This window comes from Streptomyces sp. NPDC048331 (genome assembly GCF_043201215.1).
Lineage (GTDB): Bacteria > Actinomycetota > Actinomycetes > Streptomycetales > Streptomycetaceae > Streptomyces.
On sequence record NZ_JBICYT010000004.1, the window covers coordinates 19,104 to 34,332 of the forward strand.

A 15,229-nucleotide genomic window follows, 5' to 3' on the forward strand; every position below is an offset into this window, starting at 1 on the left:
GTCGTTTGTTAAATCCAGTGAACTGGTTGCTTAAACTAGGTGGCGCGCGGGGCGTGCGCAATGCCTGCTCCCCCTGAATACTGGGGAGTTCGAACGACCAGGGGGATTCCATGGACGAACCGGCCCGAATCGGCCGCAGGGTGCAGCGCAAGCGCGGTGAACTTGGATTGACCCAGCGGCAGTTGGCGGAGCCCTCCTACACCCCCGCCTACATCTCCACCCTGGAGTCGGGCAAGGTCCGGCCCTCCGAGACGGCGCTGCGCTTCCTCGCCGCCCGCCTGGGCACCTCGTACGAGGAACTCGCCACCGGCCGCCCCGCCCACCTGGCCACCGAACTGCGGCTCGCCCTCACCGACGCCCAGCAGACGCTCGCCACGGGCGCGGCCGACGAGGCCGCGGCGCGCTACCGGCGGCTGCTCGCCGAGGCCGAGGAGCTCGGGCTGGTCCCCGAGCAGGCGGAGGCCCGACTCGGCCTGGGTGAGTGTGCGCTGGAGTGCGGTGAACTGCCTGACGCGATCGGCCACTTCGAGGCCGCGGAGCGGCTGCTCGCGGATGAGCCGCTCCCCCGCCGGGCCCGCCCGATCCGCGGCAGGGCCGTCGCGCACCTGCTGGCCGGTGAGCTGCGCTACGCCTGCTACCTGCTCGAGTCCACCATCGACGAGCTGGGCGCGAGCGGGCTGGCCGACCCCGAGGCGCTGGTGCTGCTCAACGCCGCGATCATCGGGCCGTACCTCGACATGGGCGCCCATGCCCGGGCCGCCCGCGCTGCCGAGCTCGCGCTGGCGCTGGCTCCGCAGGTCGGCGACCCGGCGCTGGTGGCGGGCATGCACCGGCAGGTGGCCCGGACCTTCCTGGCCGGCGGGCGGGTGGCCGAAGCCGATGCCTCACTGGCGAAGGCCCAGGAGATCTACGGGCAGTTGCGCCTGCGGACCGATCTGGCGCACTGCCACTGGATGCGCGGCTACGTACTGGCGCAGAACAGCGATCTCGCCGCGGCGGAACGCGAGTTGCGCATCGCCCGGGACATGCTGTCGGCCCGTCGCGCCGGGCTCTACACGGCCCAGGTGGAGGTCGAGCTGGCCGACGTACTGCGCCAGCTCGGCCGGTACGAGGAGGCCGCCGGACTGCTGTCCGCGTTGCTGGAGCTGGGGGACAGCCACGGCGCCGTGCACGCGGGCGGCGCGCACCGGCTCCTCGGCCTGATGGCCGAGGAGCGCGGTGAGTCGGAGGCAGCGGAGGAGCACTACGTCCAGGCGCTGGCGCTGCTGGAGCGCAGTGGGGCGACCGGTGATCTCGCGGACCTGTGCCGGCTGTTGGGCGATCTGTTGCGGCGTACGGGTCGGGTCGAGGCGGCCATGGACGCGTACCGCACGGGCCTGGGGCACCAGGCGGCGCCCGGCACCACCACCCTGGGCCCGGCGCCCGCCGCGCCCGCGGTGCGACCGGCTCCGGTCAGTGGTTCTCGGTGGGCTGCAGGTCCCGCGGAATGAGGGTCCAGGTCGTGGCCGCCGCGGCGACCGCGAGTACGGCGGCCAGCAGGAACGCCGGGGTGATCGCCAGGGTGTAGGCGTGCGAGGCCGTGTCGAGCAGGGCCTGGCCGACGGCGCCGCCGATGCGTTCGGCGGTGTGCGCGGCCTCGCCGACGGAGCCTTGGACGGCGGCGGCGCTCGGGCCGTCCAGCTCCAGGACGGGCAGGTTGCCCCGGTAGAGCGCGGCCGCGGTGGAGCCCAGGACGGCGACGCCCATGGCCGAGCCGAGTTCGTAGCAGGTCTCCTCGATGGCGGCGGCGCTGGAGACCTCGGCGGCGGGGGCGGCGGAGACCAGGGTCACCGAGGCCACGGTCGTGGCGAGGCCGGCGCCCAGGCCCATCACGGTCAGGGCGGTGGCGAAGGCCGGGTAGCCCAGGTCGGTGAACTGCTGGAAGGTCCACGGCAGGGCCATGCCGACGGCCAGGACGACCAGCCCGGCGCCGAGCACGTGGCGGATGGCGAAGCGGTGCATCAGCGAGGGCGCCACCATCGAGGCGACGATCAGCGCGAGCGGGGCCGGCAGCAGGCGCACTCCGGCCTCCAGCGGGGTGTAGCCCTCGCCGTACTGGAACCACTGCGTGACGAGGAACAGGATCGCGCCCATGCCCACCATGGGCAGGAAGATCGCGGTGGCCGCGACGCCGAAGGCGGGCTCGGCGAACAGCCGTACCTGTAGCAGCGGGTTGTCCAGGCGCAGCTGGCGGCGTACGAAGACGGTCAGCAGGACGGCGGCGGTCAGGAGCAGGGCCCAGGGCAGCGGGTCGGCGATGCCGCTCTTGCCGAGCTGCTTGATTCCGCCCGCGAGGGCGAGCATGCCGACGATCGACTGGCCGACGCCCCACCAGTCCCAGGTGCCGCCGGCGCGCGGTGAGCGCGATTCGGGGAGGTAGCGCAGGCCGGCCGTGACGATGACGGCGACGACGGGCAGGTTGAGGAGGAAGGCGGAGTGCCAGCCGTGGTCCTGGACCAGGAGTCCGCCGACGACCGGCCCGAAGGCCATGCCGCCGCCGAACACGGCCGCCCAGACGGCGAGCGCGAAGGCGCGCTCCTTGGCGTCGGTGAAGACGGTGCGCAGGATCGAGACGGTGGAGGGCATGATGGCCGCGCCGCCGATGCCGAGCAGGGCGCGGGCCGCTATCACGTGCCAGGCCTCGGTGGAGAACACGGCGATGAGCGAGGCGAGCGAGAAGATGCCGAAGCCCGCCATGAGCAGCCGCTTGCGACCCCAACGGTCACCGAGCGCGCCTGCGGTGACCAGCAGTCCGGACAGGGCGAGCGCGTAGACGTCGATGATCCACAGCTGCTGTACGGCGCCCGGCTGGAGGTCGCCGACGAGCGAGGGGAAAGCCACGTTCAGGATCGTGGTGTCCATGGAGATGAGCAGGAGGCTGCCGGAGAGGATCGTCAGGACGATCCACCGGTGGGGGGCCTGCGCGGGGGTGTGCATGAGGTTCCGTTCAGAGGTGCGCCTCGTGCGCACGGTGGAGGGGAGTTTCAGGGCGCGGGATCGCCGGCGGGGGGCTGCGCGGGCGGCCGCGTCCCGCTGAGGAAGGAGGTCAGCACCAGGTGGGCGATCCGGCGCGGGGCGAAGTGGCCGTCGCGCACGCCCTCGGCCGCGGCGTCGAGCAGGCCCCAGAGCGAGTACCAGATCCAGTACGGCGGCAGGTCCGCGCGCAGTCGGCCCAGCCGCTGACCGAGGGCGATGAAGGCCACGGCCTGTTGGTCCTGACGGTCCACGCCGGCCCGGAACTCCGGGTCCGCGAGGACGGTGGCGTCACGTGAGGTGAAGCCGTAGAGGTGGGCTGCGGGCATCAGGGCGACGACCAGGTCCTCGATGGCGACGTCGAAGGCGGCGGCGTCGACGTCGCGCGTCAGGTCGAGCGGGGCCAGGCACCCGTCGACCACCTCGATCGCCCGGACGGCGACGGCCTTGAGCAGGGCCTCGCGGGTCGCGTAGCGGCGGCTCAGCGTGGCACGGCTGGTGCCGATGCCGGCGGCGATCTGCACCATCGAGGCGCTGTGATCGCCGGCGAGGACGCGGGCGGCGCCGTCCAGCAGTTCTTCTTCGTTCACCATGAGTGAGCCTCCTTCGCCTCGAACGATACAAGATTGTCTCATTCGAAGCAAAGAACACTCAATCGCAAGCCTCTATTGAAAATGGCAATCATTTCCGTATACTGCCTGCATGGCACGCAACGAAGTACGCCCGATCATCAAGCTCCGCTCCACCGCGGGTACCGGCCACACCTACGTCACCCGCAAGAACCGGCGCAACGACCCCGACCGCATGGTGCTGCGCAAGTTCGACCCGGTCGTCCGCCGGCACGTCGACTTCCGCGAAGAACGCTGACCCGGCCCCTCCTGCCCGACCCACCCCGTCCCTCCCGAAGGAGCGCACCGCCGTGAAGCCCGGAATCCACCCCGCCTACGGCCCCGTCGTCTTCCGCGACAAGGCCGCCGACTTCGCCTTCCTCACCCGGTCGACCGCCACCGGCAACGGGACCGTCGAGTGGGAGGACGGCCACACCTACCCCGTCGTCGACGTCGAGATCTCCTCGCGGAGCCACCCCTTCTACACCGGCACCGCCCGCGTCCTGGACACCGCCGGCCGCGTCGAGCGCTTCCAGCGCCGCTACGGGAGCACGCGGTGACCCTGCCGGTCGTCATCGTCGGCGGACTCCACGCCGACGCCCGCCGCGGCGCGGTGCGGGAGCTGTTGGCCGCCGTACCGGGCAGCGTCGCCCTCCACCACGACCTGGCCACCGCGGCCGAGAGCCCGTACGGCGCCTGGTGCGCGACGCCTCGGGCGAACTGTCCCGGGGCGAGGCCCCGCTCGTGAACGACTGCGCGTGCCGCGCGCTGCGGGCGGACCTGCTCCCGGAGCTGTGGCGCCTCGCCGCGGACGGGCCGACCCGGCTCCCCGCCGTCGAGCTGTGGGACTCCGTCGAACCGCGCGCCATGGCCGAGGTCGTGGCCGCGCACTACGGCGAGGCGTCGACCTCACCCATGTGATCACCGCCGTCGACGCCGCCCTCGTCCTGCCGTACCTGGCCAGCGGGGACGATCTGGCGGAGGCGGAGCTCGCGGCGGCCCCCACCGACCGGCGGACGGTCGGGGACACCTGGGCCCGGCAACTGGAGTACGCCCCCGTCCTCGCGCTCGCCGCCTGCGCCGAGGCGGACGACGAGAACCGGGCCCTGCCGGCCCAGTTGCACCCGACCGCCCACAGGGTGGAGGCCGGGGTCCGGTGAGCTGGCCCCCGTGGCCTTCGCCGGGTTCGACATCGCGGCGGCGGCCGCCGCTCAGCATCCGTCCTGCCCCTTGTCGCCGCAGGAGGCGGACGAGGCGGGGGTCGCCACGCTCGTCCGGCACCGCCACCGCCCCTTTCCACCCGGAACGGCTCCACGACGCCCTGGAGCACCTCGCGGCCGCGGCCGCCCGCAGCCGCGGCCCTTCTGGCTCGCCGACCGCCCCGACACCCTGCCGGCCTGGGACGCCGCGGGTGGTGCGCTCCGCGTCGAGAACAGCGGCCCGTGGCCGGCCTCGCTGCCGGACGCCGCCTGGGAGTTGGTGCCTCCCGCACGCGCGACCGCGAAGGCTTGGTGCGGCTACTGGACTCGTGCCTGCTCACCGACGCCGAGTTCGCCGCCGGGCGGGAGGCCTGGAAGCGCCTGCCGACGCGCTTCGGCGCCTTCCTCGGACCCGTCGCCTGACCGCGTCCGACCGGCCGGAACGGGAGACGGCCTAGTCCCCGGCGCCGCGGGCGCGGGCTCCTGAGCGGGTGCGGCCCGCGGTCTGGGCCCGCTGCGGGTGGCGGCGTACGTACTCGTGCTCCAGCTCGTTCATCCGCTTCGTGTGGGTGACCAGAGCGTCGTCGGACCCGTGCAGCAGGGTCTCGTGACGCGTGCGGTGGATGGCCTCCAGCTCCTTGAGCAGCCGGCCCTCCTCCAGTTTCTGCGCCGACGGACCGCCGTCGTGCTCCGTCATGGCACGTGCACCTCCTCCACCGGGCCGCGGGATCACGCTGGGCCTACCTCCCCGGCCTCTCCATCATGCCCCGCACCGCGGGAGGGGGCCTCCGGGGCCGGACGTGCCGCGCGGAAGGTGCGGCGGTAGGCGTGGGGGGAGACGCCGATGGCGGTGCGCAGGTGCTGGCGCAGCGAGGTACCGGTGCCCAGGCCCGCGCGGGCGGCCACCGTGTCGACCGGCCAGTCCGTGGTCTCCAGCAGGTGGCGGGCCCGCTCGATCCGCTGCTGTACGAGCCACCGTCCGGGGCTCGATCCGACCTCGTCCCGGAAGCGGCGGGTGAAGGTCCGGACGCTGACTTGCGCGTGCGCGGCCATGTCGGCCAGGGTCACGGGTTCGTCGAGGCGATCCAGTACCCAGGCACGCGTGGGTGCGGTGCCGTCGGCCGTGGGCGCGGGAACGGGGCGGCGGATGTACTGCGCCTGCCCGCCGTCGCGCCACGGCGGGACGACACAGGCGCGTGCCACGTCGTTGGCGATCTCGCTGCCGTGGTCGCGGCGGACGATGTGCAGGCACAGGTCGATTCCGGCGGCGACCCCGGCCGAGGTCAGGACGTCGCCGTCGTCGACGAACAGCACGTCGGGGTCGACGCGGACCCGGGTGAACGTGCGCCGCAGCCGGTCGGCCTCACGCCAGTGGGTGGTCGCCGGACGGCCGTCGAGCAGACCCGCGGCGGCCAGGACGTAGGCGCCGGTGCAGATCCCCACCATCCGGGTGCCGGGGCGGACGGCAGCGAGGGCGGTGCGCAGGGCGTCCGGGAGGCTGCCCTCGGTCCGGATCGGCCCCAGACCGCGGGAGGGCGGAACGACCACCGTGTCGACGTCGGCCAGCAAGGCCGCGTCATGGCCGACGGCGAGTCGGTAGTCGGCGTCGGTCCGCACCGGGCGGCCGTCCAGGCTGCACGTGGTCACGGAGTACAGGGCGTTGCCGTCCGGGTCGTGCGCCGCGCCGAAGACCCGGGCCGCGATGCCCAGTTCGAACGGCAGCACACCGTCCAGGGCGAGGACTCCGATGCGGTGCATGACCCGATCCTTTCAGGTGTTGACCATCGGGCCACTATCCGGCCCCTCCCGCTCGCGGCAGCCTGGGAACGTGCCCCGGCGAAGGGGTACGAACCCGCCGATATTCCCTCTGAGAGCGATCACCATGAGCCACGAAGCCCGCCCGATGATGCGCGCCGTCACCCAGGACCGCCCCGGTGGACCGGAGGTGCTCCGGCTCGTCGAGACCGAGCGGCCGAGCCCCGGCCCGACCGAGATCCTGGTCCGGGTGCACGCCGCGGGCGTCAACCCGGCGGACCGGCAGATCCGGTCGCGGGGCGCCTTCTCCACAGGTGCCACGACCCCGTTCACCCTGGGCTTCGACGTCTCCGGCGTCGTCGAGGAGGTCGGTCGTGGTGTCACCGTCTTCCGGCCCGGCGACGCGGTGTTCGGCATGCCGCGCTTCCCGCATCCGGCCGGCGCCTACGCCGAATACGTCACGGCCCCGGCCCGTCATTTCGCCCACCGGCCCGAACGGCTCGACCACATCCACGCGGCGGCCCTTCCGCTGGCGGCCCTCACCGCTTGGCAGGCCTTGGTCGACACGGCCGACGTCGGGCCGGGCACCCGCGTCCTGGTCCACGCGGCGGCGGGCGGGGTCGGCCATCTCGCCGTGCAGATCGCCAAGTCCCGGGGCGCGTACGTGATCGGCACCGCCCGCGAGGCCGGGCACGACTTCCTGCGCGGGCTCGGCGCCGACGAACTCGTCGACCACACCCGTCAGGACTTCGCGGAGGTCGTCCGCGGCGTCGATATCGTCCTCGACGCCGTGGGGCCCGCCTACTGGTCCCGCTCCCTGCGCACCCTGCGACCCGGCGGGACACTGATCTCGATCGTGCCGCTGGACGAGACCTTCCCCGCCGAACACGCCCGCGCGGCCGGGGTGCGCGCGGTGTTCATGCTCGTCGAGCCCGACCAGGCAGCGCTGCGCGCGGTCGCCTCCCTGGTCGACAGCGGCCGACTGCGGGTCGAGGTGGCCGAGGTGGTCCCCCTGGCGGAGGTGGCCAGGGCCCACACGCTCGGGGAGGGCGGGCGCACCCGGGGAAAGATCGTCCTGTCCGTCGTCCGATCTGCCGTCGCACCGTCCTGACACCTCGTCGGCACGAGCGCGCACCGGCTTCCGCAGGTGAGTAGACAGTGTCTACTCACCCCTGGTAGACAGGGTCCATGGACCAGGAGAGATCGCTCCGGGAGCGGCTGATCGACGTAGGGGTGGACCTCGTCATGAGCGAGGGCGCCGGCGCTCTCGGGCTGCGGGAGATCGCCCGCCGGGCGGGCGTCTCGCACGGGGCGCCGCGCCGGTACTTCCCCACGCACCAGTCCCTGTTGTCGGCGATCGCCCGGCGCGGGTTCGAGGATCTCGGGGTACGCGTCGCGGCGGTGGCCGGCGCGCCGGAGCTGTCCGCGCGCGAGCGGGTGCGGACGATCGGGGTCGCGTACGTCGGCTACGCGCTGGAGCACGCGGGGATGTTCGCGCTGATGTTCCGGCACGATCTGCTGGACAGCACGGGCCAGGGTCCCTCCGAGGGGCCTCGGCTGCGCGAGTCGACACTTCCGATGTTCGACCTCTTCGTCACGCTGGTCCGCACCTGTGGGGCGGCCGAACCCTCCGTCACCGCGGCCGCGTTGTGGGCCAACCTGCACGGCGTGGCGCAGTTGTGGCGCTGGGGCAGCCTGCAGCTGGCTCTCGGCGGCGCGCCGGTGGACGGCGTGGAACGGCTCGTCGCCGCCGCTGTCGACGCGCACCTCGGTCCGGAGCCCGCATGAGGCAGCGGATCTCACTGCTCGTCAGCGTGGCCGGGGCCATGCTGGTCGCGCTGGACGGCACCGTGCTCACCGTGGCCCAGCCGAGCCTGCGGCACGACCTGGGGGCGAGTGTGGCGCAGGTCCAGTGGACCAGCACCGCCTATCTCCTGGCCGTGGCCGCGTTCCTGGTGGTGGCCGGGCGCCTCGGCGACCGGTACGGGCATCCCCGGCTGCTCTTCGTCGGCGTCCTCGGCTTCGCCGCGGCCTCGGCGGGCATCGTGTTCGCGCCGGGCGTGGGCTGGGTCATCGCGCTGCGCGCCGCGCAGGGCGTCTTCGGCGCGCTGTTGCAGCCCGCGACGCTGGCGCTGCTGCGGCTCGCGTACCCGCCCGACCGGCTCGCCACGCCGGTCGCCGTGCGGACCGCCGCGATCGGCCTGGCCGCGGCCGCCGGTCCGCTGCTCGGCGGCCTGCTGGTCTCTCGGTGGGACTGGCGGGCGGTGTTCGTGATCAATGTGCCGGCGGCCCTGGTGATCGCCGCGCTGACGCTCGCCGTACGGGCCCCCGCGCCGGCGCGCGCGGAGGCCGGGCGACCGGCGCTCGGCGGCGCCGCCCTGCTGGCCACCGCCCTCGCGGTGTTCGTGCACGCGCTGGTCGGTGTGCCCGCGTACGGGTGGACGACCGCGCCCACCGTCATCGGCTTCGGCGGTGCCGTCGGGCTCGCGGCCCTGTTCGTACGGCGTGAACGGCGGGCCGCGCAGCCGTTCGTACCGCGTGCCGTGGCCCGGTCCAGGGCGGTCACGGCCTCGATGGGGCTGCTGCTGGTCGTCTCCGCGGGGATGTTCGGGGCGCTCTTCACGGCCACGTTCCACCTCCAGGACGTGGAGGGGCTGGACGCGCTCGCGACCGGCGTGCGGGTGCTGCCGCTGACCGCGCTGATGGTCGCTGGAGCGCCGGTGGCGGGCTTGGCGTCGCGCCGGTTCGGGGCGCGCCGGACCGCCCTGGTCGGTACGGGGCTGGTCGTGGCCGGGATCGCCGGGCTGGGTTCCGCCTCGGCGGTGGCCTTCGGGGTGCTCGGTGCCGGGTTCACCACGGTCATGGTCACGGCCACCGGGGCCGTGGTCGGTGAGGCCCCGGCCGGATTCGCCGGAGTGGTCGGGGGGCTCAAGCAGACGGCCATGAACGTCGGCCCGGCCCTCGGCATCGCGGTCGCCGCGAGCACCGCGGCGCACGGCTCGTCGCTGGTGGCGTTGGCCGCCCTGACGGCCGTGGGGTTGGTGGCGGCGTCACTGTTGCCCGGCGGCGCGCGCCCGGCAGCTGCGGGCGACCTCGTCGGCGAAGACCAGGGCGGGCGGGGCGAGGGCGGACCAGCGCCGGACGGCCCACCCGACCGCGAGCGGCGGCAGGGCGGCGATCGGCACGAGGCGCAACGGGCCGTCGGAGCCGGGGACCTGCCAACCGGGCAGCGCGGGCACCACGGCGTGTCCGAGGCCTAGTTCGGCGAGCAGCAGGGCGGTGTCCCAGTCGGCGACGCTGGTGTCGGAGCTGACCCGGACACCGGATTCGGCGAAGGCGGCGTCGAGGTGGGCGCGGGAGGCGGAGTTCTCGGGCAGCCGGATGTGCCGGATGCCGGCGAGGTCGGCGGGGTCGATACGGGCGCGGGCGGCGAGGGGGTCGTCCGCGCCGACGGCGAGCACCCAGGGCAGTTCCATGACGGGCCGCAACTCGATGCCGCGGACCGGGCCGCCGATGGTGATCCAGGCGAGGTCGAGGGCGCCGGCGGCGAGGGCGTCGAAGCAGCTGCGGCTGGAGTTCTCGGTCTGGAACTCCAGGCTCACCCGGGGGTGGCTTCGGCGGAAGGTGACGACGGCCTCGGACATGAAGTGCCGCACCGTCGTCGCTCCCGTGGTGACGCGGACCGTGCCGCCACCGCCGTGGACGAGGTCGTCGACGCGGCGCAGGGCGCCGTCGAGTCCGGCGATGCCGTCGGCGGCGGCCGCCTGGAGGATGCGGCCGGCCTCGGTGGGCACGACGCCACGGGCGTGGCGCTCCAGGAGGCCGGTACCGGTCTGCTTCTCCAGGCGGCGGACGTGTTGGCTGACGGCCGACTGGGTGCAGCCGAGGTCGCGTGCCACGGCACTGAGGCTGCCGGCGCGGCAGACGGCAACGAACACACGAAGATCATCGAGAGTCACGAGACCCAAGGTATCGCTTGGATATAGGGAGTAAATCGGAGGATTGACTTGGGGGTGGGGTGGGATCAAGATCGATGCAGGCCCGGGCGGCAACCCGGTCCCCGCCTGCGCCACGGGGTCCGGAACCCAGGCTCGGGCGGGACCGGGTGCCGACCCGTCCGGCCTGCCGAACCAACTGTCGCCGACCGGAGGGACACGCCGGTGTCGGAGCACGCCGTCGCATGGCCGCACGCCGTCGCACGGCTGCGGGAACTCGGTGCGGGGGCGATCACGTATCCGGGCGGGACCCTCCTCGCCCCTCTCGAACGGGTGGAGCACCTCCTCGCCTCCTGGGGAGCGCGCCCCGCGCTCCGACGGTCGGGGCTGTGCCACGCGTTCTACGGGACGGACGGTTTTCCCACCGCCCTGCTGCCGCTCGCCCGGCGGGCCGAACTGGCCGCGGTGATCGGCGACGAGGCCGAGGAGATCGTGTACGCGTACGCCGCCTGCGACCGCGCGGCTTCGTACCCGACGCTCGCCCGCGAGGAGTCGGCCTTCCGCGACCGGTTCACCGGGCTCGTCCACTCCCCCACCCCACGGCTGCGGCGGGACCTCGCCGAGCTGTCGGCGGCCGACGAGCTGGACCTCGCGCGGATCGATCCCGTCTTCCGTGACGTGTGGGGGGACGAACTCCGCCTGCTGTTCACGCGCTTGGCCGGACTGCTGAGCGAGCCGGCCCGGCGGGAGTGCCGGGCCGTACTCGGCGACGGGGAAGGTTGAGGCGGTCAGGGAGCGGGGCGTACGGTCAGGGAGCGGGTCGGCCGGTGAGGGTGATCTCGGCGGCGCTGGACCAGGGGCCGCGGCCGCCGGCCTCGGTCAGTGCTCTCAGGCGGAGGTAGCGGCCGTTCTTCGAGGTGAGGGCCGTGGTCTTGGCGGCCGCGGTGTCGTCGAACGTGCCGGTTCCCACGGGTGGCCCCCAGTCGGTGGTGCTGTCGGAGACGTAGACCTCGTAGCCGCCGATCCGGCCGTTGACGCCGCCGTCCTGGCGGGGCAGGTAGCCGAGGCCGTAGACCGCGTAGCGGGCACCGAGGTCGATCCGGATCTCGTGCGGGAGGGCGGCGGGCGTGCCGGAGGACCAGGCGGTGTGCCAGATCGTGGCCGGGTTCCCGTCGAAGGCACCCGCGGCCGCCCCGTTCTCGGCGGCGGTCTCCTGACTGTCGGCGTGGACCAGGGACCATGCGGCGCGGTCGATCGGGCCGGTCGTGGGCAGGGGTTCGGCCGCGGGAAGGCCGATTCCGGTGGCCGTGACGGTGAAGGCGCCCGCCTTCGTTCCGGTCTTGATCCGGAGGACTCCGGAGCGGTCCGCCGGGTCGAAGAACCAACCGGACGCGGCGGAGTCGTAGGCGGCCTTCGAGGGCAGGCCCGTCACGGGGGCCCCGTCGACGGTGACGGTGGCGGGCGCGGTGGCCACGTGCAGGCTGAACTCGTAGCCGCGGGAGGCCGGTTTGCCGCTGTAGTCGCCGGTGGGGGCGCCCACCGAGACGGTGACCGCGCCGGAGCCGGCCGTGGGGGCGGTGACGTCGACCCGCTGGCGGGCGTAGGCACCCGACCGGTACGCGCGGGTGAGGCCGTCGTCCTCGTAGAGGTCGAAGGAGGAGGTGCCGCGCGGGTGGATGTCGTAGGTGAGGGTGGAGACGGGCTTCTCGCCGGTGTGGTTCATCTGCGGCCACATCGGCACGACGGCGCCGCCCTTGACGAAGAGCGGCAGGGTGTCCAGGGGTGCCCGGTACCCGTTCAGCCACCCGGGTCCCGCGTAGGTCCGGCCCGTCCAGTAGTCGGTCCAGGTCCCGGCGGGGAGGTAGATGCCGTCACGTACCTCGGTGTCGGAGACGACGGGTGCGACGAGGAAGGAGTCTCCGGCCATGAACTGGCCGCTGGTGAGGTTGCCGCGGGCCACCGGGTCGTCGGGGTACTCCAGGACCATGGCGCGGGTGCTGGGGACTCCGCTCTCGTGGGCGATGCGGCTCATCGTGTACAGGTACGGCATCAGGCGCATCTTGAGCTGCAGGTACGTACGGTTGATGGACAGGTACGGCTCGGCGAAGCGCCAGGGCTGCTTGTCGTGGTAGCCGGCGGTGGGGTTGGTCGCGCCCCAGCCGGACATGGTCATGAAGGCGGGGGTGAAGGCCTTCCATTGGAGGTCCCGGGTGTACGTCTCGGGACTGCCACCGAAGATGCCGTCGATGTCGCCGGCCGCGTAGTTGAGGCCGGAGAGACCCGCTCCGGTGATGGCGGGGACGTGCCAGCGCATGTCGTCCCAGGTTCCGTGCGTGTCACCGGTCCAGACGACGGCGTTGCGCTGGGTACCGGCCCAGCCGTCGACGGTCCAGACGTAGCGGCGGGCGTCGGAGTTCTTCTCGATCCCGTCCACGGCCTGCCGCACCCCGTCGAACGCGTACTTGTAGCCGCTGCCGATCCAGGCCACGTCGGTCTTCACGCCGCGACTGCCGGCCGTGCCCACCTCGTCGGCGATGGAGCCGAGGCCGGTGGAGGTCCACAGGCCCGTCTGGAAGCCCTTCGCCTTCAGGGCGTCCACCGTCGACTTCAGGGGCGCGGTGTAGCCGCAGCCGTAGCCGTCGTTGGGCAGGAACCAGCCCGAGGGCATGTCGGCGGCCCGGGCGTCGGCCGCGTAGCCGACGACGTCGGGCGTGGTCTGGTGGCGCGGCCTGTCGTGATCGCCCTGGTAGTCGGGGTCGGAGGCGTTGAAACAGTCGGCGTTGCCGAGCTCGAAGCCCCACATCGGCGCCATGAACGGCTTTCCGCTGACGTCGGTGTACGCGTCGAGCACGGACTTGAGCGAGTCACCGGTGAAGTACCAGGCGTCGAAGCGCTTCTCGTCGTGGGAGAGGGTGGTGGGCGCGCCGAAGCCGTAGGAGCCCGGGGCCCAGGTGTTGCGCATGACGCCGTAGCCGTTGGTGGACATGTAGAACGGGGCGGGGCTGGCGTTGTCGTTCTCGCGCCACTTGTTGTCGACGGCGATCGGGACGGTCTTGCCGCGCAGTGCCCATTCGCCCAGGCGTAGGCCGGTTCCGTAGAACTGCTCGTCGGCCCCTCGGGCCAGGTACTGGGTGGTGCGGCCGCCGGTCCAGCTGGTGGGCCGCGTCTCCTGCCAGACGGGTGTGGTGTTGTCGGCGCGGAAGACCGAGAAGCGCAGGGGCTTCTTGTTCACCCGGATGGAGAGCGACCCGGTGGTGATCCGGTAGTGGCTGCCTGCGTCCGAGTAGCCGGTGGTCACGGGCCCGAAGTCGGTGGTGGGGGCGAGGTCGGCGCCTGCGGGGTCGTCCGTGAAGGACCCGTCGGGTGAGAGCCAGAGACGGAAGATGTCGGCGCGGGCGACGACCACTCGGGCCTTGGCCCCGCCGGAGGCGGTGATGGTGAAGGTGTTCCCGGACCGGGTGAATCCGGTGACGTCGCCCGCCGTCGCCACGGCTCCGGCGGCATCGGCGGGGGCGGCCGAGGCGGGTAAGGCGACCGGTCCCGCGGCGGCCAGACCCGCCACGGTGAGTGCGGCGGCGAGCAGGGCGGCGGCCGGGGAGCGTCGCCCTCGGCGGCGCCGCACCGCTCGGACCCGGCTGACCGACGGGCCGTGCCGACCCTGGCTCCTGCGGATGCTTGGCAGTCTCATGGGGCAGCTCCTCGTGCGGTCCCGGACACGGACACAGCTCCTTGGCATGCTCCCGGCAAGATAGCGCCCGGACGGGACTTGATGAAAGATGATGCTCGAAATCGACTTCGACCACGCATCTTTGAGCATGCGTCAGGTGACGAGATCGTCCGGACAGCCTGAGCGCCACACTGCTCCTCGCCCGGGCCGGGCTCGGTGTGGTGGTGCTGTAACGCCGTCCCGGGCCGGTCACCGAGTCCTGGGCGACGGACCTGCACGCGCGCACCCTGGAGGCCCTGACCCCGAGCGGAGTGGCCGAATCCCCGCTCCCGCTCGGCCGCCGCGTGGTCGCGGTGGAGATGTGGTCCGGGCGGCGCCGCCTCGGCGGCTTCGACCTCGCCCGATCCCGCTCCCCGTACCCATACATCCTCACCGTTCCGCAGTGCGCGACCGAGGCCCTGCTCGCCGCGGAGGCCGAGCGCGGGGGTACGCGTACACCGCTCGACGGCCGTCGGAGCGGTCGACGAGGATGCCGAGGGCTTCACCGTACGGTCGGACGCCCTCGGCCCCCTGCGCACCCGCTGGGTCGTGGCGGCCGACGGCGCGGGCAAGCAGCGGAACACCGTCGAGAGGTGCATCAACCAGCTCGAGCAGTGGCGCGGCCGTCCACATCTGGGCCGCGAGGTGATCGCTGAGAGACGGCCTAGTCCAGGGGCGGTGGCGTGACCGCCAGGATCGGAGGGGCCGGGGAGGACCAGCGGTGGCCGCAGGGGTCGAAGACGAGGGTCACCGGCCGCCCCGGGCGTTGGCGCCAGGAGATGCGATCCGGTGCGTCCGCGCACACCGGGCAGCAGGGCAACGGGCGGGGGTCCGGCAGGCAGTCGGGGGCGGCCGTGAGCGGCGTGGTGTGCGGATCGCGCATGGAGGCTCCCTGGTCGTGCGGTTGGGCTGATCGCACTGTGCCACGGACAGGCCGCCGTGCGCATGGGCGGATCGTCCAGTGTTCCGGCTGGTCAGAGGTGCGGTCAGCAGGAGGAATCCGGTCCTCTTACG

General features: G+C 73.2%; 13 protein-coding genes and 2 pseudogenes. 8 read left to right on the plus strand and 7 right to left on the minus strand.

Going from position 1 to position 15,229, the window contains the following annotated elements; genetic code table 11:
* The first annotated feature begins 110 nt into the window (after positions 1 to 110).
* Complete coding sequence (locus ACGFYY_RS08130) at positions 111 to 1,490, plus strand: tetratricopeptide repeat protein (RefSeq protein ID WP_393707659.1); 1,380 nt, start codon at positions 111 to 113, stop codon at positions 1,488 to 1,490.
* Here ACGFYY_RS08130 and ACGFYY_RS08135 read toward each other — a convergent pair.
* Together ACGFYY_RS08135 and ACGFYY_RS08140 are read right to left on the minus strand one after the other, a co-directional pair.
* Complete coding sequence (locus tag ACGFYY_RS08135) at positions 1,453 to 2,976, minus strand: MFS transporter (protein ID WP_393707660.1); 1,524 nt, start codon at positions 2,974 to 2,976, stop codon at positions 1,453 to 1,455. The genes ACGFYY_RS08130 and ACGFYY_RS08135 overlap by 38 nt on opposite strands.
* A gap of 47 nt (positions 2,977 to 3,023) precedes the next feature.
* The gene (locus ACGFYY_RS08140) at positions 3,024 to 3,605 is read right to left on the minus strand and encodes a TetR/AcrR family transcriptional regulator (protein WP_393707661.1); all 582 of its coding nucleotides are present in this window, start codon (positions 3,603 to 3,605) and stop codon (positions 3,024 to 3,026) included.
* Positions 3,606 to 3,714: 109 nt separating this feature from the next.
* On the opposite strand from ACGFYY_RS08140, the gene rpmG reads away from it, so the two are divergent.
* The 3 genes and pseudogenes from rpmG (at position 3,715) to ACGFYY_RS08155 (ending at position 5,242) form a co-directional block, all read left to right on the plus strand.
* Positions 3,715 to 3,879: a 50S ribosomal protein L33 gene (rpmG, locus tag ACGFYY_RS08145; protein ID WP_351162087.1), complete on the plus strand. Its 165-nt coding sequence runs from the start codon at positions 3,715 to 3,717 to the stop codon at positions 3,877 to 3,879.
* Between the two features lie 52 nt (positions 3,880 to 3,931).
* Positions 3,932 to 4,180 carry a type B 50S ribosomal protein L31 gene (locus tag ACGFYY_RS08150; RefSeq protein ID WP_365267394.1) on the plus strand — a complete coding sequence of 83 codons (249 nt, stop codon included), beginning with the start codon at positions 3,932 to 3,934 and terminating at the stop codon, positions 4,178 to 4,180.
* Positions 4,177 to 5,242, plus strand: a pseudogene (locus tag ACGFYY_RS08155) (GTP-binding protein). Before ACGFYY_RS08150 ends, ACGFYY_RS08155 begins: the two are co-directional and overlap by 4 nt.
* A gap of 31 nt (positions 5,243 to 5,273) precedes the next feature.
* Here the strand turns inward: ACGFYY_RS08155 and ACGFYY_RS08160 are convergent.
* Entirely contained in the window at positions 5,274 to 5,516 is a 243-nt protein-coding gene (locus ACGFYY_RS08160; protein ID WP_365267392.1) for a DUF6158 family protein, read from the minus strand.
* Between the two features lie 32 nt (positions 5,517 to 5,548).
* On the minus strand, positions 5,549 to 6,577 hold the full coding sequence (locus ACGFYY_RS08165; protein WP_393707662.1) for a GlxA family transcriptional regulator: 1,029 nt from the start codon (positions 6,575 to 6,577) through the stop codon (positions 5,549 to 5,551).
* Positions 6,578 to 6,701: 124 nt separating this feature from the next.
* On the opposite strand from ACGFYY_RS08165, the gene ACGFYY_RS08170 reads away from it, so the two are divergent.
* The 3 genes and pseudogenes from ACGFYY_RS08170 to ACGFYY_RS08180 all read left to right on the plus strand — a co-directional run.
* Positions 6,702 to 7,685: an NADP-dependent oxidoreductase gene (locus ACGFYY_RS08170; protein WP_393707663.1), complete on the plus strand. Its 984-nt coding sequence runs from the start codon at positions 6,702 to 6,704 to the stop codon at positions 7,683 to 7,685.
* A gap of 77 nt (positions 7,686 to 7,762) precedes the next feature.
* On the plus strand, positions 7,763 to 8,362 hold the full coding sequence (locus tag ACGFYY_RS08175; protein WP_393707664.1) for a TetR/AcrR family transcriptional regulator: 600 nt from the start codon (positions 7,763 to 7,765) through the stop codon (positions 8,360 to 8,362).
* Positions 8,359 to 9,672 (plus strand): annotated as a pseudogene (locus ACGFYY_RS08180) (MFS transporter); the annotation flags it as partial. The gene ACGFYY_RS08175 and the pseudogene ACGFYY_RS08180, both read left to right, overlap by 4 nt.
* On the opposite strand, the gene ACGFYY_RS08185 reads toward ACGFYY_RS08180, so the two are convergent.
* Complete coding sequence (locus tag ACGFYY_RS08185) at positions 9,625 to 10,533, minus strand: LysR substrate-binding domain-containing protein (protein WP_393707665.1); 909 nt, start codon at positions 10,531 to 10,533, stop codon at positions 9,625 to 9,627. The pseudogene ACGFYY_RS08180 and the gene ACGFYY_RS08185 sit on opposite strands and share 48 nt — an antisense overlap.
* 201 nt (positions 10,534 to 10,734) lie before the next feature.
* Here ACGFYY_RS08185 and ACGFYY_RS08190 point away from each other — a divergent pair, with 201 nt between their 5' ends.
* A complete protein-coding gene (locus ACGFYY_RS08190) occupies positions 10,735 to 11,292 on the plus strand; it encodes a DUF6817 domain-containing protein (protein ID WP_393707666.1) in 558 nt (185 codons plus the stop codon).
* Positions 11,293 to 11,317: 25 nt separating this feature from the next.
* Here ACGFYY_RS08190 and ACGFYY_RS08195 read toward each other — a convergent pair whose 3' ends face one another.
* Positions 11,318 to 14,197 (minus strand): TIM-barrel domain-containing protein, encoded by a 2,880-nt coding sequence (locus ACGFYY_RS08195; RefSeq protein ID WP_393707667.1) that lies wholly within the window; start codon positions 14,195 to 14,197, stop codon positions 11,318 to 11,320.
* A 682-nt stretch (positions 14,198 to 14,879) separates the two neighbouring features.
* Positions 14,880 to 15,098, minus strand: a complete 219-nt coding sequence (locus tag ACGFYY_RS08200; protein ID WP_365267378.1) for a hypothetical protein — start codon at positions 15,096 to 15,098, stop codon at positions 14,880 to 14,882.
* Positions 15,099 to 15,229: the final 131 nt, after the last annotated feature.